Consider the following 19,159-nt stretch of genomic DNA (forward strand, 5'->3'; position numbering starts at 1 on the left):
GATGGAGGCCGTCCTGCCCGCGGCTGCCGCCGGCGCCCTGATCGGCCTGGCCGTCCGCGCCGCCATGCCCGCCCGGCGCGACCTCACCTCCGCGCTGGACCGCCTGGACGTCGCCAAGACCAGCGGGCCGCTGCTGCCGTCGGCCGCACCCAAGACCACCGGCACCCTTCCCGAGCGCGTCGGCAGCCGGCTGCTCGGCGAGCTCGGCGGCCGCATGACCCTGCCCACCCGAGACCTGAACCTGCTGAGCATCAGCCCGGCTGAACACCTCGGCAAAAGGTTCCTGTTCGCCCTGTACGGACTGCTGCTCCCGCAGCTGCTCCAGGCCCTGCTCGCCCTGGCCGGCAGCCCGCTGCCGTTCGCACTGCCGACGCTCGTCTCCCTGGCCATGGCCGGCCTGTTCTGGGTGTGGCCCGGCAAGGAAGTCGCCCGGGAAGCGGCCGCGGCGCGCCTGATCGTGCGGCACGCCGCCGCCTCCTACCTCGAGCGCGTCGCGCTCGCCCGCATCGCCAACTCCGGCGCCGCCCAGGCCCTGACCCAGACCGCCGAGGTCGGCAACACCTTCATCTTCGTCCGCATGCGGCAGGTCTTCCACCAGGCCGACCTCGCCGGCGTCACCGTCTGGGACGCCCTCAAGCAGCTCGGCGACGAACTCGACATCCCCGAGCTAACCCGCCCGGCCGACACCCTCGCCCTCGCCGGCGACGGCGCCGCCGTCTACACCACCCTCCAAGCCCAGGCCCGCCAGCTGCGCATCGCACTGCTGTCCGACGCCAAGGCCCAGGCCAACGCGGCAAGCGCCGCGATGATCCTGCCCGTCACCGCCGGCGTCATCCTCATGCTCGTCTTCGTGATGATCCCCATCACGATCACCATCCTCGGAAGCTGAACCAAAAGAAGGGGGAAACCACCCATGGACATCCAGACCCTGACCGTGTGGATCCGCGGCCGCTTTGAGGCGCTCAAGGCCGGCAAGGACGCCGGACAGACCTCCGCCGAACTGGCCCTCATCGCCGGCGCTCTGCTCGTCGGCGCCGGCCTGCTGGTACTCGCCATCCGCACCAAGCTCATGGAGAAGATCGGCATCATCAACGGCGGCTGACCAGCGGCTGCCGACGAACACGAGAGGAGGACAAAGGCGTGAAACCACGGATGCTGAGAGGCTTGCGACGCTTTATCCGTCGTCGCCAACTGCGGAGCGAGCGGGGCTTCGGCAGCGTGGAGTTCGCGGTCCTGGCCGTCGTCGTCCTCGCGCTGATCTTCACCGCCATCCAGGTCGGCCTGTACTACCACGCCCGCAAAGTCGCCCAGTCCGCCGCCCGCCAGGGCGTCGAGGCCGGGAGACAGTTCGGCGCCAGCGAAGGCGACGGCGTCGCCCAGGCGCAGACCTTCCTCAACCGCTTCGGCGGCAGCGTCCAAGAGCCGAGCGTGTCGTCGGCCGGCAGCACCACAGAGGAGATCCGCATCACCGTGCGCGGCAGCGTCGCCACCCTGGTCCCCGGCCTGACACTGGACGTCGTCCAGCACGCCGACGCCCCCATCGAACGGTTCACCCAGCCGTGAACGCGCGAACCAACCTGCAGCAGCTCGCACAGGCGCTGCGCCGCGACCGAGGCTCCTACGCGTTGGAGACAGCGATCCTCGCACCAGTGATGATCGGCCTGCTCCTGCTGATGATCGCCTTCGGGCGGGTGACGGACGCCGACGGCGCCGTGGACTCCGCAGCCCGTGCCGCGGCCCGTGCCGCCTCCCTCGAAAGAGACGCCGGCAGCGCGCAGGCCGAGGCACAGGCCGCAGCCAACCGCAGCCTGCAGGGCGAGGGCATCACCTGCCAGGCCTCCAGCGTCGTGGTCGACACCTCCGGCTACGCGCTCGACATCGGCGTGGAGGCGAACGTGACCGCGACGATCGCCTGCACGGCGAACCTGTCCGACATCGGACTGCCGGGCCTGCCCGGCTCCAAGACACTCACCGCGTCGTGGACCAGCCCCATCGACACCCACCGGGGCCGCTCGTGAACACCTTCGTTCACCGCATCATGGCGCGGCGGCGTGCGGCACTGGCCGGACGCCGCCGCGACCGCGGTTCCATGTCCATGTTCTTCGCGCTGTCGTCGCTGGCGATCCTGATGGTGATGGGTCTGCTCGTCGACGGCGGCGGCGCACTGAACGCCGCCAACCGGGCCACCTCCATCGCGCAGGAGGCGGCCCGCACCGCCGGCCAACAGCTCGACCCCGCCCAGGCAATCGAAGGCACCGCCATCACGATCGACCCTGACGCCGCCGTCGGCGCTGCCCAGGACTACCTCGCCGCCGCCAACGTCCAAGGCAGCGTGGAGATCACCGACAGCGGGCAGAGCCTCACCGTCACCGTAAACGACAGCTACGACACCTACTTCGCGCAGTTCGTCGGCAAAGGCACCATCCACGTGACCGGCACCGCGAAAGCACACCTGCAGACCCAAGCCGCTGGAGGCTGAACCGTGCCCCATCGCACCCCCGCCCCGCTGCGCGCCATCGGCGTGCTGCTGCGGGCCCTGCTCGGCCTCGCCATCCTGGCCGCCCTGGTCGCCGGCGTCCCCTACCTGCTGCTGACCGTGGGCCACCAGCCGACCGAACTGGCCGGTGGCATCAACCTCCTGGAGCAGGACGACGGAAGCCTGTTCCTGGTCGTGCTCACCTGCATCGGCTGGACCGGCTGGGCGGCCTTCACCGTCTCCGTTCTGGTGGAAATCGTCGCCCTGCTGCGCCGCCGCTCCGCACCCAGGATCAAGGGGCTGCGCAGTCTGCAGTCGCTCGCCAGTTTCCTCATCGGCGGCATCGTGCTGCTCGCCCCCACCGCCGCCTCCGCGGCCACTACGGGGCCGGCCATCGCAGCCACCGTAAATACAGCGGGGGAGAGCAGCAGCAGCGCCACGCCGAGCGCCAAGGCCTCCACGCCGGTCGACGACGCCGACTGGCCTCAGCACACCGTCGCCTCCGCCACCGAGCTGCCGTGGGATCTGGCGGAGGAGTATCTCGGGGACGGCAAGCGCTGGAAGGACATCGCCGCGCTGAACCCCGAGATTCCGCAGCTGGCGGCAGGGGACCAGTACCTGCCCAAGGGCGCGGTCATCAAGCTGCCAGCCGACGCCCGGCCCGCCGCCCCGGCCATCAGCCCCGCCCCCGAGGCGAGCAGCAGCCCGCAGACCAAGGCCCCCAAGCAGCACACCCAGGACCAGGCCCAAGACCGGAGCGGCAGCGACTCCACCGACGGCGAGGACGAACCACAGCGGCCGGACAGCGTCACGGTCCGCGCGGGCGACAGTCTCTGGACGATCGCCGACGCGCACGGAGACCCGGAGGACTGGCCGGCCATCTACGAGGCCAACAAGGGCGAACCCACCCCCGGCGGCGGACGCTTCAACAACCCCAACCTGATCTACCCGGGCCAGGAGCTGGACCTGCCCCAGGCCGAAACGGACGCGCCGCCCGCAGACCAGAACACGGCCGACCCGAAGACGCCGGAGAATCCCCAGGACAAGCAGGACGAGAAGCCCGCGCCTGAGACGACTCCGAAGAAGGACGCCGACAAGGACACGGGGGTCGGTAAGCCGAGCCCGCCAGCCGCGGCCTCCACGCCCTCCCGTACCGCACATCCCGCCCCCAGCACCGCGGCCCCCGCGCCCAGCACCGCGGCCCCCGCGCCCAGCGAGGACAGCAGCCCCACCCCGGCACCGGCCGCACAGCCCAGCAGCAACAACGACACCGCCCTGGCACCGGGTGCCGTATGGGCCGGTGCCGGAGCCCTGGCGGCCGCGCTCGTGGGCACCCTGGCGACCCGCCGGATCCTGCAGCAGCGTCGCCGCCGGCCCGGCCGCCGCATCCCCATGCCCGCCGGACGCGCGGCCGCGACCGAACAGGGCCTGCGCGCCGCCCAGCACCCCACCGGCTTCGATCTGCTCGGCACCGCCCTGCGATCGCTCGCCCTCAACCTCGCTGCCGCCGGCCGCGAACTGCCTGTCATCGAAGCGGTCGTCCTCCACGAAGCGAAGGTGGAACTCCACCTGGCCCAGGACACCGCACCCATGAAGCCCTTCACCCAGACGGCCGGCCGCACGGACCTGTGGGTCTGCCCAGCCTCCAGCCCGGACCTGGCCGACGAAGAGCGGCTGAAGGACGCCGACGCCCCGTACCCGGCGCTAGTCTCGATCGGCTGGGACGGCGCCGGCCACCTAGTCCTGGTCGACCTCGAGCACGTCGGCATCCTGAACCTCGCCGGCGACGACGACTTTGCCCGGCACGTCCTGCAGGCCATCGCGGTCGAGCTGGCCAGCACCCCGCTTCCCGGTCACCTCGAAGTCACCGCCCTGGCCGACACCGCCCCGGGCCTGGACTCGGCCGCCCCCGAGCGGGTCGTCCGCATCGCCGACCTCGCCAACGCCGCCGCCGACTTGACCGGCCACACGGACGACCAACGCCGCGCCCTGGGTGTCGTCGGCACCAGCAGCTTGCGCGCTGCCCGCCTCACGGACGACGCCGCCGGCGCCTGGACCCCGCACATCCTGCTGGCGGAGTCCCTGCCGGAGGGCACCGACCGCACCGCGCTCTTCGACTCCCTCACCGAAGAACCCCGCGCTGCAGGCGCGGTCATCACCGCCAGCCCCCCAGCCGAACTTCCGGCCACCGCGTGGACCCTCGAATGCCAGGGCCCGGACCACACCATCGCCCTGCCCGGCTCCAACCTCCCCGTCAAACTGCAAGGCCTGAGCGACGAACACTTCGCTGACGCCATCGAGCTGCTCATCCTCGCGGCCAGCGACGCCGACGTCCCGGCCCCCGACTGGACCCACGCCGCGGACGACCAGGACGACGACGAGCAGGACGGGCCCGGGCGCATCGACGACGCCGCCAGCAGCGTGGATGCCGCAGGCGCAGAGCCCGCTGAAGAGGCCGAGCAAGTCGCCGACGAGGACGCAGCGGACGAAGACGGGCTGCCGGCGGAATATGCCGAGCTCGAACAGGATGCCGCCTCCAAGGACGACGAGCCTGCGCCCGGTACGGACGGCTCCCAAGAAGGCACCAGCCCCGACCTGGTCAAGCGCCAAGACGAGGACGAGGACGGGCCGCAGGGCGCCCCTGCCGCCGTTGGCCCTTCGCTCGCCGAGGTCCTGGCCGCCGACGACGAGGGCGACGCAGTCACCGCCGCCCCCAAGGCCACCGGCACGAAGGACGACGGCCCCGGACCGGCCTCCGGACCGGCGGACGTTGCGCTCGCCCTGACCAGCCCCTGCCCCACGCCTGCCGCGCCAGCCGTCCACGTCACCATCCCCGCACCAGCACCCGCTGGCGACACCGACCCCGCCGCCGGCGACACGCCGACACCGGTGGCGGCACACTCAACCGTCGCCGCGCCGCCTGGGCCGGCGGCTGAAGCAGCCGCCGCCGAAGGGCCGACTGTCCTGCTGCTCGGACCCATCAGCATCGAAGGCGCGAGCGGCCGGATCGACTCCAGCCGCCGCAGCGCCGGCATCGAGCTGGTCACTTTCCTCGCCCTCAACCCAGGCGTCGACCACCACGGCATCGACGACGCCCTCTGGCCCGGGCGCCTGGTCAACAAGCAGATGCGCAACGCCGTCATCAGCAGAACCCGATCCTGGCTCGGCAAGGACGCCGACGGCCAAGCCCATCTGCCACGCGTCCAGGACACCGGCGACAGCCGGTACCGCCTCGGCCCCGCCGTCACCTGCGACTGGACCCGCTTCCAGCGCTTCGCCCGCACCGGCCTGGCCCGCCACGACGAAGACGGCGACCTCGCTCTGCGCCGCGCGCTCGCCCTGGTCCGCGGACGACCCTTCACCGGCATCGCCCCCCAGCGCTACGCCTGGGCCGAGCCGGCCATCCAGGAGATGGTCTCCGCGGTCGTGGACGTCGCGTACGAGCTGTCCACCCGCCGCAGGGAAGCCGACGACATGCCCGGCGCCCTATGGGCGGCCAAGCGAGGACTGCTCGCCGCCGAGGAGAGCGAGATGCTGCACCGCCAGATCTTCCTCGCCCACCATGCCGCCGGCGACATCGACGCCCTGCGCGAGGCCGCCGCTCGTCTCGCCCGCATCAACGAACAGCTCCTCGGCGGCGTCGATATGGAAGCCGAGACCGCCGAGCTCCTGCGCAACCTGCTGCCGCGCCCCGTGAGCCGTGCCCGCTGACGGAAGGACTCCGGCGTAGGAAGCCCGCTGGTGGCGAGTACTGCTCACCGAGGGGCCCGACGATGTCGTCGCCGAGACCGGATCGCGGACCTACGCGCTCGCATGACCAGGGGCCGACACCACCGGTCTGTGTGCAAAAGCGGGTGGAGGAGCGTGGTGCACTCGGGTGCGCTGGTGTTGGTCAGCGCTCGTGGCCCAGTCGGCGGCGAGTCCGGCCAGCGCGCCGGTGGTCAGGACGAAGAAGCCGCGGCGATCGGGGTCGTCCAGGGCCACGAGCACCTCCGTGAGGGCGGCGTGGGTGCTGCGGGCTCCCGCGGGTGCGGGGACGAACGGCCCCGTCCACGGCACCGACGTCGTCCAGGCGGAGCAACCCCCGCGGGTGCGGGGACGACGAACGGGAACAGCCGCCCCGCCAGGGGCGCCCGGAGCAACCCCCGCGGGTGCGGGGACGACGGAACCCCGGTCGCCGCCACGGCGTCGGCCCCGGAGCAACCCCCGCGGGTGCGGGGACGACAAGGAGTACAGCGACTTCTTCGACCAGCTCGGGGAGCAACCCCCGCGGGTGCGGGGACGACCGCACCCCGCGCAGGAACCCGCCCGGGGTGATGGAGCAACCCCCGCGGGTGCGGGGACGACATCACCGGCAGCGACCAGCCCCGCGGATCCGACGAGCAACCCCCGCGGGTGCGGGGACGACGTGGGAGCGACTTTCTACACAGGCGTCACCAGCGAGCAACCCCCGCGGGTGCGGGGACGACTGCGAGTACGGCTCCGAGTGCCCGCAGACCAGGGAGCAACCCCCGCGGGTGCGGGGACGACGTGCGGTCGATCGCGGCGCGCTCACTGAGGACGGAGCAACCCCCGCGGGTGCGGGGACGACGGCACCGCGACCGCCGACAATCCGTGGAACGTCGAGCAACCCCCGCGGGTGCGGGGACGACATCGCCGGTGAGCGCGGCATGTATCTGCAGCGGGAGCAACCCCCGCGGGTGCGGGGACGACATGGGGCGCGTCAGGACTACCTCTCGGACCCGAGAGCAACCCCCGCGGGTGCGGGGACGACTCCTACCCGTGGCAGGGCAGCCGCACCGCGGCGGAGCAACCCCCGCGGGTGCGGGGACGACAAGACCCACCTCGCCGCGCGCGCCGCCGTGTGGGAGCAACCCCCGCGGGTGCGGGGACGACGGGCATCCGATCGAGCAGGGCACGGCGGCTGAGGAGCAACCCCCGCGGGTGCGGGGACGACTCGTGCGAGTCCTTGCCGTGCAGGCTGGCGGAGGAGCAACCCCCGCGGGTGCGGGGACGACTGCTGGACCGTCGGGGTCGAGATCCCCAGCAGCGAGCAACCCCCGCGGGTGCGGGGACGACCTGGTCGAGGACGGCGCGGATGCGGCTGCGGAGGAGCAACCCCCGCGGGTGCGGGGACGACCATCCGTCGTGCGTGAACGACGCCCCGTCTGAGGAGCAACCCCCGCGGGTGCGGGGACGACGTCGCAGCCACTGCCCGGTCTCGAGCATGGAGGGAGCAACCCCCGCGGGTGCGGGGACGACGCAGCACGACCTGGTAGTCGCGCAGGTCGTCCTGAGCAACCCCCGCGGGTGCGGGGACGACGTGCTGCTGGCGGTCACGCCGTCCATAAGCGCCGAGCAACCCCCGCGGGTGCGGGGACGACGTGTTCGGGGTCGCCGTGTTCGGCGGCCTGTGGGAGCAACCCCCGCGGGTGCGGGGACGACCGGAGCCGAGGACGTCATCCCGGTTGGTCAGGCGAGCAACCCCCGCGGGTGCGGGGACGACGACGGCAGCGTGCACCTCATATCCGCGGGCCGCGAGCAACCCCCGCGGGTGCGGGGACGACACTTCGTACGCTGCATTGATGCTAGCCGGGGGTGCGGTTTTCCTTTACATGCATGGGGGTTCTGGTGGCTTGTCCGGGTGCGTTGTCAGTGGCAGAGCCTAGTGTGGCGCAGCGTCGGATTGGGGGTGGTTCGGGTGGTCGACGGTGAAGGCTCGGTCGTCGAGTTGATGGCGGCTATGGGACTGTCGTCGGAGGCCGTGGAGCGGGTGTCGCAGTTGTGGGGGAAGTCGGCTGTGCGGAATGGGGGCCGGACGCACTTGCTGCTGGGGCATCTGCTGGATACGGCGGCTGTGGCGGCGGAGATGTGGGACCGGTACGTGTCTGCGGCGTTCCGACGGCGACTGGATGAGGTCAGCGGGGGCCGGGGCAGGTTGTGGTTTATGTGGGTGTGCGGCATCCACGACTGCGGAAAAGCATGCCCGGCGTTCCAGGCGGTCGACGCGGCCGAGGCCGCCCCCGTGCTGGCGGCGGGGTTAACGTGGGGACGGCTGCCGACGAACCGGCGGAGAAGGTGGCGTCATGATGTCGCTGGGGCTGCGCTGTTGCTACCTCGCATGGTGGCTGAGTGGGGCAGTGAGGAGGCCGCTGGATGGGTGTGGCCGCTGGTAGCGGGGCATCATGGTGCGTTTCCGTCCGTTTGTGACATCAGGCCGTCGCACCGGGAGGTCCAGGGGCGGGGTGCCTCGTGGGAAGAGGCGCAGCGGGCGGTGGTGGACGTCTTCACCCGGGCCGTTGGGTTTGAGGACTTTGCGGACGTGAGGCCGGTGGGTGCTCTCCGGAAGGCGGAGCAGCTGGCGCTTTCGGGCTTCATCGTGATGGCTGACTGGATCGCGAGCGACAGCAGTCGGTTCACCGGCCTGTCGGATGCCAAGCTCGTCTCCTTCGGCGAGGCTCGGCGTCGGGCGCAGGGGGCGTGGGGGCGGTTGCGGTTGCGTGGCGGTTGGCGAGACCTGCCGCTGCCCAAGAAGCGGCTGGATCCGCTCACCGGCCGTCTGGGGGTGCGACCCCGTGCGTCACAGCAGGAGTTGGTGGAGCGGGCTTGGGCGATGCCCGTGCCGGGGCTTCTGGTTGCCGAGGCGCCCATGGGGGAGGGCAAGACGAAGGCGGCGCTTGCGGCTGCGGAGGTTCTGGCGGCCAGGTTCGGTCTGCACGGTGTGTTCGTGGCGATGCCGACGCAGGCGACGAGCGATCCGATGTATGAGCAGGTGCTCGAGTGGGTGCGCACCTTCGAGCCGGAGCTTGAGTCGCAGGTTGCGCTCCTGCACGGTCGTCGGCGATTCAACGCCTGGTGGCGAGCGATCTGGGAGGGTGAGCCGCGGCCGGGCGGTGACGGCTGCGGGTGTGAGGGCGGAGCCAGCTCCGGGGGCGGGCCGGATGAGGGGGAGGATGACTTCGGAGCCATTGACGAGGACGCCTGGTACGGCAGGGATCCGGCTGAGTTGCCGTCGACGGGCCGAGGGGCCGATCCCGCGGCGGATGGCCCGGCGCACTGGTTTCTCGGGAGCAAGCGGGGGCTGCTCGCCGCGTTTGCGGTAGGCACCGTCGATCACCTGCTGCATGCGGCGACACGCACTCGGCATGTCATGCTCCGGTTCGCGGGGCTGTCCGGAAAGGTTGTGGTCGTCGACGAGGTGCATGCTGCTGATGTGTATATGCGGCAGTTCCTTGTGGAGGCGCTGCGCTGGCTGGGGCAGGCGGGGGTTCCGGTGGTGTTGCTGTCGGCTACGCTGCCGCCTTCTCAGCGGCAGACGTTCGTCGATGCCTATGTGTCCGGTGCTCTGGGGACCGACGTGCACGAGCCGGTGCCGGAGCCGGCCGGGTACCCGTGCGTCACGGTGGCCTATGGCGTGGGCGGTCGGGCGGTCGCCGAGACGTCTCCTGAGGCGGTGGAGTCCTGGCGGGAGTCGGTGCCGGTGGAGCTGGCTTGGTTGCCCGATGTCGATCGTGCCGGGGCGCGGGTGGCGGAGGCTGTGCGGAGATCCGTCGCTAATGGCGGTGTGGCGCTGGTGGTGGTCAATCAGGTGGCCCGGGCGCAGGCGATCTACAAGGAACTGCTGGAAGGGGGCTTCGACGGCAGTCTGCATCTGCTGCACGCGCGTCTGTGCGCGGCACACCGTGCGGACCGCACGGCGGAGTGTCTTTGTCTGTTGGGGCCGCATGCTGGAGAGGATCGGCCGCATCGCATGGTGGTGATCGCCACCCAGCTTGCGGAGCAGTCCTTCGACGTGGACGCCGATGTGCTGATTACCGACCTGGCGCCCGCGGACCTGCTCCTTCAGCGTATCGGCCGGCTGCACCGCCATAGCGGTACTCGGCGGCCGGATGCGCATCGGGCGCCGCGGGTTCTGGTCACCGGCGTGACGGCGGGGCGGGATGGTGTCCCGCGGTTCCTGGGGGCGTCGGAGGCCATTTATGGCAAGTGGTCGCTGCTGCGTGCGGCTGCCCTTGTCATGGAGGTCGCCGGCCCCTTCGGCGGAGAGGGGCAGGGGCCGCCCAGGTCATCCTGGAGCATTCCCGCCGACGTGCCGGAGCTGGTTGCCACCGCCTACGGGGATGCCGCGGTCTGCCCGCCCGATTGGCCCGAAGCCGAGGCATGGGAGCGGCGGCAGGCTGCAGAGCTGAAGAGGGCGAGGGAGGCTGAGGAATTCCTCCTCTGCCGTCAGCGAGAGTGGGCCTCCCCCACGCTGGAGGGGTTGCACTACGCGGGCAGCCGGGCGGCCACGGAGGAACAACTCGACGCCGTCGTCAGGGATGGCGAGGTCACGGTCGAAGCGGTGATTGTCCGCCGGGTTCCCGGCGGCTACCGGGCGCATGACGGCACCTGGCTCGGCGTGCACGGCGAGGTGGACGACGATGAGGTGACCGACCGCCTGATGGGCGGCACCGTCCGCCTGCCGCCGGGACTCACCGACGCTGCCCAGGCGGAACTGGGCCCTCTGCCGGGATGGGCCGGCCGTCCGTGGCTCCAGCACCGGTCCGCTCTGGTACTGGAGGAGGGCGGAACAAGGCTCCTGGGGACGGACCTGGTGTCGTACGACGACGTCCTCGGTCTGGTCGTCGAGCGCCAGTAAGTGGGGTGCGTGCGGAGCGTCCCCCGCGGTTCCGGTCACCCCCGCGTGTGCGGGGACCACATGAAGCACTGAACGGGAACACCCCCAGCCCTGCGGGGAAGCGAGGGACCCTCCGTACGCGCGGCAGAGCCTACTGAGTCGCTGCCCAGTGCTGAGTAGGCGGTCCAGGTTCGTGGCCGGAGAAATGGCCAACTCGGTTGAAAGCACTGAACGTTGTGTGGAAGCGTGATGAGTGGCGAGGTAGTGCGCTCCGGGGAGGATGCGCATCCGACTGCCACCCCCACGTCCAGCGGGGCGTGGGGCTGCCTCATGGAGGGGAAGGCCGCCATGGACGCCAATGGAGACCTGGTCCACGGCGCTGTGCTCACCGCGGTCGATGTGGATGGCTCCACACGGCCCGTCGGTCTGCTGGGCGCGTTATCCGAGGCGCACAGGATCCGGCGCCTCGAACTACCGGTCCATACGATGCTGGCCGTGGCGCTCCGCCAGCTCCTGCTGCCGATTGTGTTCGACGCCCTCGGGGTGCCGTGCACTCGGCAGGAGTGGGGCGAGAGATTCCGACGAGGGCGGTTCTCCGAGGACGAACACAATCGTCTCGAGGAGTACCTGGGGCCTCGCTACGGGGACCGGTTCCGGCTCTTCGACGCGGAGCGTCCGTTCGCGCAGGTCGCAGACCTCCAGGCAGCCAACGGGGAGACGAAGCCGGCCGCGCAGCTGGTGCAGTCGGTGGCGTCGGGCAACAACGTGCCCATGTTCAGCGCGCTGAGCGAGGCCGATGAGCTTCTGCTCACTCCGGGCGACGCGGTGCTGTGGCTGCTTCATGTGCAGTGCTGGGACACGGCCTCGATCAAGACCGGCGCTGAAGGCGATCCTCAGGTGAAGAAAGCAATTACTTCCGGCAATCCGCCCGGGCCTCTCGGCCAGCTGGGTGTCATCGTCCCGACCGGGGCAACACTGTACGAGACGCTGCTGCTGAACACCCCGATCTTCCCCGACGGGCTGAAGGCCGACGACCGGCCGCAGTGGGCGTGGGACGAGCGTCCGGCCGGGGCGGGCTGCAAGTCGCCGGCCGGCCCAGAGTGGTCGGAGCGGCCGGTGAGCGGGCTGTTGGACCTGCTGACCTTCCAGTCCCGCCGGATCCGACTCTTTCCATGCGAGACGGAGAGCGGACTCCGCGTGAACCGCGTGATCGTGTCCGCGGGTGACCGGCTGGCACGGACCCCCGAGACTGAGCCGCACACCGCGTGGCAGCACACCGCCAAGCCCAAGAAGAACCAACCGCACCAGCGCCCCCGCCGGCACACCTCGGGCCGCGCTGCCTGGCAGGGCCTGGCGACCCTGCTGGCCATGACGCTCCCTGCGCAGGGCGACGGGCCGTACACCTCCCTGCTGCTGCGTCAGATCGGGGACCTGCAGGGCGCTGGCGTTCTGTCCGACGGGTACCTGCTGGGCGTGGAGACGTCGGGGCTGGAGTACGGCACACAGTCCGCCGTGGTGGAGAACGCCATCGGCGACGACCTGCCCCTCCCCGTGAAATCACTGCTCGCCCAGGACGAATGGCTGCGCCGGGCCCTGCTGGAGTGTGTGGAGCAGGCCGACCAAGTGGCCCGTGCACTCGACAGCCTCAACAACGACCTGCGGCGTGCGTCGGGCGGCGATCCGCTGCCGCGCGACAAGGGCAGCAGGCCGTCCGCCCAGTTCCTGCACGCCCTCGACCGGACCGTGCGCCGCCTGCTCGTCGGGCTCCGCAGCGTCGGAGAGGACGACGACGAACTCCTGGAGCGCGCACAGTTGGCGTGGGAACAGTCCGTCCGGATGGCCGCGGACCGGGAGGCCGCCCTGCTGCTCGCGGCCACCCCGCCGCGCGCCGCAGTGGGCCGCGCGGTGAAGAACGGTGACAAGGAGTTCGTCTACCGCAGCGGCAAGGCCATCGGTGTCTTCCGGACGAGAGTCGCCGAGATTCTTGAGCGAGCCACCCAGGAACGCCACGCTCCCGCGAAGGAGGCGCTTGAGGTATGACATCTTCACTGAACACCGAAGGCCCGCGTCTCGCGACGGGGCGGTTACGGCGCTTCTTCTGGGAGGAAGCCGCCCAGGACTGGCAGCCGACGCCGGGCGAGGGGCGCTCCCCGGGGTTCTCTGAGTACGTTGCCCGAAGCCTCAGGGCCTTGCGTGAGGGCGTGGGCCGGGAAGCCGGAACGGTCGCGTCCATGCGGCCGGTCCACCGAGTCTTCCTCCCTGACGGCGGCCCCGACCGTCTCCCCGCTTCCTACATCGCCGAGCACTACGCACTGACACTGTTCGGGTTGCACCAGCACGCAGCGTCCGGGCCCGTCCACCACGCAGGCATCGGCCTGGGCACCGCATGCCTGCAACTGCACAGAGGCGAGACCCTGACGGAGGCTGCAGTCGAGCGGCGGCTCATCGCGGCGGCCACCGCCCAGGACGTGCACGAGCTCGCGCAGCACCTTCAGCGCCTCGTGCCACTCCTGCGGCAAGCTGACGTCCGCCTCGACTACACGCGCCTGTTCCATGAACTGACCCACTGGGACGGAGGGAAAAGGAACCGCGTGCTGCGCGCCTGGGGCCTGCAGCACACCGACCCCGGCACCCCCGCCTCGTCTTTCGACAGCGGTGACGAGAAGAGCCCCGGCCAGGAGCCGGCACCCTATTGGGTGACGTACAGCCCCAAGGACCCGGAGGCCGCTGCGGCGCTGGCCGCAATGCGGTCCGGCACCGGCCGCGAGCCCGGAACGGTCGCCGTGATGTGGCCCTTCCACCGCACCCGTATGACGTCCCAGTGGCGCGACAAAGGTTCCCTCACCCGGGACCTGACGGCCGAGCACGTCGTCCTCACTCTCTTCGCCCGCCACCAGCAGACGCACGAACGCCGGATGCACATCCCGGGCAACAGCCCGGGCAGGGCCGCCGGTCTGCTCGCCAGGCAGGCAGCCGCGAGCGGCGAGGGCAAGAGCGCGACCGCAGCGCTGGAGAGACGCTTCGGTGCCCTGCTCACCTCCGCTGACGCCGACGAACTCGCCATGCATCTGCGCTCGCTCGTCCCGCAGCTGAACCAGGCAGGCGTCGGACTCGACTACGACCTGCTCCGCACGGCGCTGCGTGTCTGGGACGACCCCCGCCACCCGGACGCCGCCAGTGACTTCAGACAGCGGTGGGACCACGACTTCCACCGCGCCGCCACTGCCTGACACCACCAGCCGAGGCAGCCCCGCCTGCCCCGAGCAAGGGCCGACCTGCCTAGTTCGGCCATGCGCAACCTGTACCTCTCCACTACAACCCCAGCGCGCGCACGCTCCGGCGGCGCCCCAGGAAATCAAGGAACCGTCCCATGAGCCAGCCCCGCCTGTTTGTCGAGGTCCACATCCTGCAGAGCCTTCCGCCCTCCAACGCCAACCGGGACGACTCCGGGACTCCGAAGCAGGCGGTCTTCGGCGGCGCCCGACGTGCCCGTGTCTCATCGCAGGCGTGGAAGCGCGCGACCCGCACCGAGTACGCCCGGCAGGTACCCGAGTCCGACCGGGCCACCCGCACCAAGCGGATCGCCACCCTGCTCGCCCAGCGCCTCGCCCGACCCGCCGCCGACGGCGGCGCTGGACTCGCCGAGGAGCAGGCCGACCACCTGGCAGCCGCACTGCTGGAACCGCTCGGTATCACCAAGTCCGCCAAGAAGGATGACCAGTCCGCCTACCTCCTGTTCTTCGGCAAGAAGCAGCTCGACGCTCTGGTGAAGCTGCTGGACGGCCGCGCCGCCGAACTCGCCGCTCTGTCCGGCGACGACCTCAAGGGCGAGATGAAGAAGCTGCACGTGGTGCAGACACTGTCCACCGGACACCCGGCCGAGGTCGCCCTGTTCGGCCGCATGGTCGCCGACCTGCCCACCCTGAAGGTGGACGCTTCCGTCCAGGTCGCGCACGCCCTGTCCACCCATGCCGTGCGCACCGAGTTCGACTACTACACAGCGGTGGACGATGAGAACACCGACGACCACGGTGCCGGCATGATCGGCACAGTCGAGTTCAACTCCTCCACCCTCTACCGCTACGCCGTTCTCGGTGTCCACCAACTCCGCGACAACCTCTCCGACGCCGAAGCGACCCGCCAGACTGCCGTCCGCTTCGTCGACGCCTTCGCCCGCTCCATGCCCACCGGGCACCAGAACTCCTTCGCCCACCGCACCCTGCCCCACCTGGTCCTGCTGACCGTCCGCACCGACCAGCCGGTGAACCTGGTCTCTGCCTACGAAGAGCCCGTCACCGGCGTCACCGGCCTGGCCGCCGAGTCCGTCGTGCGCCTGGCCGCCGAGCTCAAGGCAGTAGGCGACACCTGGGGCAACAAGCCGCTGCGGACCCTGGCCACCTACACCGCAGAAGGCAACAAGATCGCCGAGGTGTTCGGCGCCTCCCTGGCCTTCCCCGCCCTCCTCGACTCCGTGGACGCCCTGGTCGGCGAGTGGCTCGACCGCGGCGAACTGGCCCCTGCCGACACGGCCGAGGTCGGCGCCCGATGACCGGCACCGAGCACGCTGTCCTGGCCCTGAGGCTGGCCGCGCCCCTGCAGTCCTGGGGCGGGCCCTCCCGCTACAACTGGCGAGAGACCCGCCCCCAACCGACCAAGTCCGGCGTCCTCGGCCTCCTGGCCGCCGCCGAAGGCCGCGACCGTGAGGCGTCCCTCACCGACCTGATTGGCCTGCAACTCGGGGTCCGGGCGGACCAGCCCGGCACCCTGCTTCGTGACTACCACACCTACAGCGATTACCGGGGACTTCCGCTGCTGTCGGCCAAGACCAACGCCAAGGGACAGCAGACGCGGACCACACCGCGCAAGTACACCGGCGTCACCCGGCGCTTCTACCTCCAAGACGCGGCCTTCGTCGCCGCCCTCCGCGGCCCGAAGCCCCTCCTGCAGGCCCTGGAAGAGGCCGTACGCAATCCCGTGCACCCGTTGTCCCTCGGTCGTCGTTCCTGCCCGCCCACCGGCCCGGTCAGCCTCGGCCTGCATCCCGACGCAACACTGGAGAACGTGCTGAGGGAAGTGCCGTGGCAGGCGGGCCGTCACCGCCGCGGCCAAGTCCAGGGCGCCAGCGTGTCGCTGGAGGCCACCGTCGAAGACCCGGCCGGCGATCACCTGGCCGTCGACGTCCCCGACACCTTCGACCTCAAGACCGGAACCCGCTTCGGCCGCCGCGCCGTGCGCCACCTCTGGGTCACCGTGCCCACCGGCCGTACCCACCCGTCCGACTCCGCACCGGACACCGGAGCCGCCGGATACTCCGATCACGACCCGTTCGCCCTCCTGGGCTGGTGACCTCATGCCCTACCTGTCGAAGATCGCACTCAACCCGCGCCGCCGCGCCGCTGTATCTCTGCTCTCCAGCCCCCACCGCCTGCACGCCGCCATCCTCGCCGGACTGGCCGTCCAGCCCGTCACCGAACGGGTCCTGTGGCGCCTGGAGAACAGCACCCCCAACCGGGCCGAAGTCCTCGTCCTTACGGAGAGCCGCCCCTCCTGGGCCCACATCATCGACGACGTCGGCTGGCCCGGCGCCGACGGAGGCGCCCCGCTCATTGCCGACTACGCGCCACTGCTGGACCGCATCGTCAAGGGCCGCGAGTTTGGTTTCCGCCTCACGGCCAACCCCATCCAGAACATCCCTCGCCCCACCCGGCCGAGTGAGCAGCAAGCGGCCCGCCTGAAGAAGGGCGCCGACAATGGCACCCGCCCCCGCGGGTCCCGCGTCGCCCACCGCACCGCCGCACAGCAGCTCGAGTGGCTCCTCAAGCGTTGCGATCGCCACGGCTTCACGATCCCCGACGCCACCACCACACCTCCCCCTCCCGGCCTGCACGCCGAGGAACCCGAACTCTCGGCGGGGCCGGCCGTGACCGTCGTCAGCCGGGAGATTCTCCGATTCCACAAGCACACCGACAGCCCCCGGATCACCCTGTCCACTGCCACCTTCGAAGGGCGCCTGCGCGTCACCGACCCCGACGCCCTGCGCACTGCCCTTCTCGGCGGCATCGGACCCGCTAAAGGCTACGGACAGGGCCTCCTCACCCTGGCACCACTCCGCCCCACCCCCGAGGGGGCGAACCATGGCTGAACCATGGTGGCGAACCGGGCCACAGGACCTGCACCGGATCGAGGACCGCATCAGCAGCCTCTACGCCGAACGCTGCCACATCGACCGCGACGACAACGCCATCGTCCTGGTCAACAGGGCCCGCACCGTCCACGTCCCGGCCGCCTGGCTCGCCGTCCTCCTCATCGGCCCCGGCAGCCGCATCACCCACCCCGCCGTAACCCTGCTCGCCGACTCCGGCACCACAGTGTGCTGGGTCGGCGAACAGGGCGTACGCCTCTACGCCACCGGCACCAGCACCGCCCGCGGCTCCCAACTCCAACTCCGCCAGGCATGGCTGGTCACCCGCCCCAAAGAACGCGTCGCCGTGGCACGCCGCATGTACGACATGCGCTTCCCCGACGAGAACACCGCCGGCCTGACCCTGCAGCAACTCCGCGGCAGAGAAGGCACTCGCATCCGCCGCCTCTACGCCCAGCACTCCCAGCGCACCGGCGTGCCATGGACCAAGCGTGACTACAAGCCAGGTGACGCCTTCGCCGCAGGCGACGACGTCAACCGCCTCCTGTCCGCAGCCAATTCCGCCCTCTACGGCATCAGCCACGCCGCCATCACCGGGCTCGGCGCCAGCCCCGCCCTCGGCTTCGTCCACACCGGCAACGCACTGTCCTTCGTACTGGACATCTCCGACCTCTACAAGGCCGAATACACCATCCCCCTCGCGTTCGACCTCGCCGCACAAGGACTGACCTCGGAACGGGACGCGCGCACAGCACTGCGGGACGCCGTCGTCCGAGGCAAACTCCTCCCCCGCATCGTCGCCGACATCAAACGCCTCCTCGTCCCAGAGGGGACCGACCTGCTGGACGAGGATCTCGGCGCTCTATGGGACGACGGCGACACCGTCGTCAGCAGCGGCCGCAACTGGAGCGCCACGGACCACCTCGACGTCATCCCCGAGCCCTCCGAACCGGAAGACCCCACCAAGGGGGAGACAACACCGTGAGCGCCAACACGACCGTCGTCGTCCTCATCGCGGCCCCACCAGGCCTCAGAGGTCACCTCACACGGTGGTTCGCCGAAGTCGCCCCAGGCGTCTACGTCGGCAACCCCAACCCACGCGTCCGTGACCGCCTCTGGGCCATCCTCACCGAACGCATCCATGACGGCCAAGCCGCCATGATCGAACCAGCGACCACCGAACAGGGCTGGAGCACCCGCACCGCCGGCCGCGACCGCTGGACGCCCCTCGACTTCGACGGCCTCACCCTCATCGCACGCCCACGCCAGAACGGACAACCCTGGAAGCCCCTCAACAAGGTGAAGGAAAACGGCATGATCACTTGACAGCATCCCAGGTCACGAAGGGTCGTCCCCGCACCCGCGGGGGTAGCTCCAGCGTGCTCACCACGGCGGAGACGTACCGGATGTCGTCCCCGCACCCGCGGGGGTAGCTCGGTGCTGGCGGAAAGACGCGCCGCTCCTGGTACGTCGTCCCCGCACCCGCGGGGGTAGCTCCGACATGATCGACGCTCTGCTGTCCTACCCCGGGTCGTCCCCGCACCCGCGGGGGTAGCTCGCCCCCACCCAGACAGACAGCCACCACGGCCCGGTCGTCCCCGCACCCGCGGGGGTAGCTCCCACTTCCTGGACGTGCTGCCGTGATTCGAACGGTCGTCCCCGCACCCGCGGGGGTAGCTCCCGTCCTGCATACCAGTCCCCAGCGCCCCCGCCGTCGTCCCCGCACCCGCGGGGGTAGCTCTTCTTGGGTGGGGACTGTGTCGACTGTGGCTTCGTCGTCCCCGCACCCGCGGGGGTAGCTCCTCACAGGTCATGATCCATGACGGTAGCGGCCTGTCGTCCCCGCACCCGCGGGGGTAGCTCCGGGTCCAACGCTCTGTCGCCGTTCGTTCAGCTGTCGTCCCCGCACCCGCGGGGGTAGCTC

The 19,159-nt window shown here is 70.9% G+C and carries 14 protein-coding genes and 2 CRISPR repeat arrays; all 14 genes read left to right on the forward strand.

Translation table 11 applies throughout. From position 1 onward, the window contains the following. Position 1: 1 nt before the first annotated feature. The 14 genes from QCN29_RS26250 (at position 2) to cas2e (ending at position 18,561) form a co-directional block, all read left to right on the forward strand. Positions 2–889, forward strand: a complete 888-nt coding sequence (locus tag QCN29_RS26250) for a type II secretion system F family protein (protein WP_279931270.1) — start codon at positions 2–4, stop codon at positions 887–889. 24 nt (positions 890–913) lie between these two features. Further along, complete coding sequence (locus QCN29_RS26255; RefSeq protein ID WP_279931245.1) at positions 914–1,102, forward strand: hypothetical protein; 189 nt, start codon at positions 914–916, stop codon at positions 1,100–1,102. Positions 1,103–1,164: 62 nt separating this feature from the next. Continuing rightward, the gene (locus QCN29_RS26260) at positions 1,165–1,563 is read left to right on the forward strand and encodes a TadE/TadG family type IV pilus assembly protein (RefSeq protein WP_279931246.1); all 399 of its coding nucleotides are present in this window, start codon (positions 1,165–1,167) and stop codon (positions 1,561–1,563) included. Then, positions 1,560–2,018: a TadE/TadG family type IV pilus assembly protein gene (locus QCN29_RS26265; protein WP_279931247.1), complete on the forward strand. Its 459-nt coding sequence runs from the start codon at positions 1,560–1,562 to the stop codon at positions 2,016–2,018. The genes QCN29_RS26260 and QCN29_RS26265 overlap by 4 nt, the downstream gene beginning before the upstream one ends. Beyond that, positions 2,015–2,479, forward strand: a complete 465-nt coding sequence (locus QCN29_RS26270; protein WP_279931248.1) for a TadE/TadG family type IV pilus assembly protein — start codon at positions 2,015–2,017, stop codon at positions 2,477–2,479. The genes QCN29_RS26265 and QCN29_RS26270 overlap by 4 nt, the downstream gene beginning before the upstream one ends. A gap of 3 nt (positions 2,480–2,482) precedes the next feature. After that, positions 2,483–6,187 (forward strand): LysM peptidoglycan-binding domain-containing protein, encoded by a 3,705-nt coding sequence (locus QCN29_RS26275; protein ID WP_279931250.1) that lies wholly within the window; start codon positions 2,483–2,485, stop codon positions 6,185–6,187. A 364-nt stretch (positions 6,188–6,551) separates the two neighbouring features. Further along, a CRISPR array of direct repeats spans positions 6,552–8,043; the repeat unit is 28 nt; unit sequence GAGCAACCCCCGCGGGTGCGGGGACGAC. A gap of 176 nt (positions 8,044–8,219) precedes the next feature. Next, the gene (cas3, locus tag QCN29_RS26280; protein WP_318036743.1) at positions 8,220–11,114 is read left to right on the forward strand and encodes a CRISPR-associated helicase Cas3'; all 2,895 of its coding nucleotides are present in this window, start codon (positions 8,220–8,222) and stop codon (positions 11,112–11,114) included. Between the two features lie 228 nt (positions 11,115–11,342). Continuing rightward, a complete protein-coding gene (gene casA, locus QCN29_RS26285; protein WP_279931251.1) occupies positions 11,343–13,133 on the forward strand; it encodes a type I-E CRISPR-associated protein Cse1/CasA in 1,791 nt (596 codons plus the stop codon). Further along, entirely contained in the window at positions 13,130–14,323 is a 1,194-nt protein-coding gene (casB, locus tag QCN29_RS26290; RefSeq protein WP_279931252.1) for a type I-E CRISPR-associated protein Cse2/CasB, read from the forward strand. The genes casA and casB overlap by 4 nt, the downstream gene beginning before the upstream one ends. Before the next feature lie 140 nt (positions 14,324–14,463). Next, positions 14,464–15,642 carry a type I-E CRISPR-associated protein Cas7/Cse4/CasC gene (cas7e, locus tag QCN29_RS26295; RefSeq protein WP_279931254.1) on the forward strand — a complete coding sequence of 393 codons (1,179 nt, stop codon included), beginning with the start codon at positions 14,464–14,466 and terminating at the stop codon, positions 15,640–15,642. Further along, complete coding sequence (gene cas5e, locus QCN29_RS26300; protein WP_279931256.1) at positions 15,639–16,439, forward strand: type I-E CRISPR-associated protein Cas5/CasD; 801 nt, start codon at positions 15,639–15,641, stop codon at positions 16,437–16,439. Before cas7e ends, cas5e begins: the two co-directional genes overlap by 4 nt. Positions 16,440–16,443: 4 nt before the next feature. After that, positions 16,444–17,235 carry a type I-E CRISPR-associated protein Cas6/Cse3/CasE gene (gene cas6e, locus QCN29_RS26305; RefSeq protein ID WP_279931257.1) on the forward strand — a complete coding sequence of 264 codons (792 nt, stop codon included), beginning with the start codon at positions 16,444–16,446 and terminating at the stop codon, positions 17,233–17,235. Continuing rightward, complete coding sequence (cas1e, locus tag QCN29_RS26310; protein ID WP_279931259.1) at positions 17,228–18,220, forward strand: type I-E CRISPR-associated endonuclease Cas1e; 993 nt, start codon at positions 17,228–17,230, stop codon at positions 18,218–18,220. The genes cas6e and cas1e overlap by 8 nt, the downstream gene beginning before the upstream one ends. Then, positions 18,217–18,561 carry a type I-E CRISPR-associated endoribonuclease Cas2e gene (cas2e, locus tag QCN29_RS26315; protein WP_279931261.1) on the forward strand — a complete coding sequence of 115 codons (345 nt, stop codon included), beginning with the start codon at positions 18,217–18,219 and terminating at the stop codon, positions 18,559–18,561. The genes cas1e and cas2e overlap by 4 nt, the downstream gene beginning before the upstream one ends. 21 nt (positions 18,562–18,582) lie before the next feature. Then, a CRISPR array of direct repeats spans positions 18,583–19,159; the repeat unit is 28 nt; unit sequence GTCGTCCCCGCACCCGCGGGGGTAGCTC.

This window comes from Streptomyces chengmaiensis, assembly GCF_029846775.1.
In the GTDB taxonomy this organism is placed as follows: domain Bacteria; phylum Actinomycetota; class Actinomycetes; order Streptomycetales; family Streptomycetaceae; genus Streptomyces; species Streptomyces chengmaiensis.

Excerpts from the sequence above, each read along its gene's own strand:
- QCN29_RS26250 (WP_279931270.1), top strand. The coding sequence starts at position 2 with ATGGAGGCCGTCCTGCCCGCGGCTGCCGCCGGCGCCCTGATCGGCCTG.
- QCN29_RS26255 (WP_279931245.1), top strand. The coding sequence starts at position 914 with ATGGACATCCAGACCCTGACCGTGTGGATCCGCGGCCGCTTTGAGGCG.
- cas3 (WP_318036743.1), top strand. The coding sequence starts at position 8,220 with ATGGGACTGTCGTCGGAGGCCGTGGAGCGGGTGTCGCAGTTGTGGGGG.
- casA (WP_279931251.1), top strand. The coding sequence starts at position 11,343 with ATGAGTGGCGAGGTAGTGCGCTCCGGGGAGGATGCGCATCCGACTGCC.
- casB (WP_279931252.1), top strand. The coding sequence starts at position 13,130 with ATGACATCTTCACTGAACACCGAAGGCCCGCGTCTCGCGACGGGGCGG.
- cas7e (WP_279931254.1), top strand. The coding sequence starts at position 14,464 with ATGAGCCAGCCCCGCCTGTTTGTCGAGGTCCACATCCTGCAGAGCCTT.
- cas5e (WP_279931256.1), top strand. The coding sequence starts at position 15,639 with ATGACCGGCACCGAGCACGCTGTCCTGGCCCTGAGGCTGGCCGCGCCC.
- cas6e (WP_279931257.1), top strand. The coding sequence starts at position 16,444 with ATGCCCTACCTGTCGAAGATCGCACTCAACCCGCGCCGCCGCGCCGCT.
- cas1e (WP_279931259.1), top strand. The coding sequence starts at position 17,228 with ATGGCTGAACCATGGTGGCGAACCGGGCCACAGGACCTGCACCGGATC.